1 protein-coding gene is annotated in these 1,573 nt (G+C 64.4%); it reads right to left on the bottom strand.

From position 1 onward, the window contains the following. Positions 1-152: 152 nt before the first annotated feature. Entirely contained in the window at positions 153-1,451 is a 1,299-nt protein-coding gene (locus HNE04_RS27785) for an IS1182 family transposase (RefSeq protein ID WP_172227133.1), read from the bottom strand. Positions 1,452-1,573 lie beyond the last annotated feature (122 nt).

The raw sequence follows: 1,573 nt of genomic DNA, 5'->3' as shown, positions 1-1,573 counted from the left end.
GGCTAGGAGTCTGCGCGGCAGAGCGTAGTTGTCATGCCCGGGGTTGACCCGGCATCCACGCTGGCAAGCAAGTTTGCTGTTTTGTGGGGTATTAGAGCCGCCATCCCGCGCTCAGACGAACGGCAATGCACGATGCCGGGTGTTCTGGCCCCTCAAGGCAGTTGCAAGCTGCGCATCCTTCGCAGATTCAACGCCATGCAAACGAGTTTCCACTCGGCTTGCACGCGGTGTAGTCCCCTGAGGCTGAACTGCCTGAACCCCAAGACGCTTTTGATCCAGCCGTTGGGTGGCTCGGCAATCCACTTGCGCTTGCGGTAAGCCGCCTTGCCCGGGCTGCTTTGCAGCTTGGCGACCATTGCCGCCGTGTGGGGGTTTCGATCGGCGTGGAAGTGCAGCGGTTGCTTGCCTTCACGCCCGACGGACACCACCACCTCGGTGGGGCCACCGGCCAGCTGCTCGAACACCGCCTCGGAGCGGTAGCCCGTGTCGGCCAGTACCTGCTGGGGCGCTTTGCCCAGGTTGTTCTTGACCGCCTGCAACAGTTTGGGCAGCTCGGCTGCGTCGCTGCCGCTGTTGGTCAACTCCGCTGCCACGATGATGTGGTTGGATTCATCCACCGCGGTTTGGGCGTTGTAGCTCGCATCGAAGCCGCCGCCTGAGCGCTTCATGATGCGGCTGTCGCCGTCGGTGAAGTTCTCCTGCGCCTTGTCCTCGGGCACGCCGAACTCGCGCTTGTAGCGCCCGCCCCGGGGCTTGTCGTCCGGGTCGCGCCCGCGTGCAAGTTCGGCTTCGCGCTGGCGCTGCTCAAGGCGCTGGCGGGCCTGCTGGATCGCCTCCAGCCGGTCTTGCCGGCGAGCAATCTCGGCTGGGATGTCCAGCTCCGGTTCGCTCTTCTCGGCCTGGTCGGCTGCCTTGGCGCGATTGAGCAGGGCTGCGATCTGCGCCTTCAATTCAGCCTCGGCCTTGATCATGTGGCCGTAGCTCATGGCCTTGTGGCGGCTGGCGTTGGCCTTGACCTTGGTGCCGTCCACCGCAATGGTGCCCAGCTTGACCAGACCCATCTCGCGCGCCAGCCGTACCACCTGCACGAACAGTTCAGAGAGTTCTTTCAGGTGAAACGCGCGGAAGTCGCTCAAGGTGCGATGGGCCGGGGAATTGCCCGCGGCCAGCACCCGAAACGCCACGTCCTCGTGCAGCTTCCTGGCGATCTTGCGCGAGCTGAACACCCCTGTGGCGTAGCCGTAGACCAGTACCTTGACCATCATGGCCGGATCGAACGGCTGGTTGCGCGGTCCACCGGCGGCGTAACGCGCGTGAAAGGCGCTCAAGTCCAGGCTATCGATTGCGTCGCAGACGAAGTAGGCCAAGTGCCCTTCAGGCAGCCACTCCTTCAGTGACGGGGGCAGCAGGAAGTCCTGGTCGGGCTCGTAGGGGATGTAGCTGGCTGGCATTCAAGCTCAACGATTGATCCGTGGCTGGCGATGACCTCCGCACCATCGCCGCGTGCCCCCACCCCAGCCCTCCCCCGGAAGGGGAGGGAGAAATGCGAGCTTCTGCCGCGCAGACTCCTAGG

Source organism: Caenimonas soli (assembly GCF_013155545.1).
GTDB lineage: Bacteria > Pseudomonadota > Gammaproteobacteria > Burkholderiales > Burkholderiaceae_C > Ramlibacter > Ramlibacter soli.
Note: the sequence above shows the minus strand (reverse complement) of the source record. Positions and strands in the feature narration are given on the sequence as shown.

What these genes read in the sequence shown, in the direction of transcription:
- HNE04_RS27785 (WP_172227133.1), bottom strand. Translation starts at nt 1,451, where the DNA reads ATGCCAGCCAGCTACATCCCCTACGAGCCCGACCAGGACTTCCTGCTG.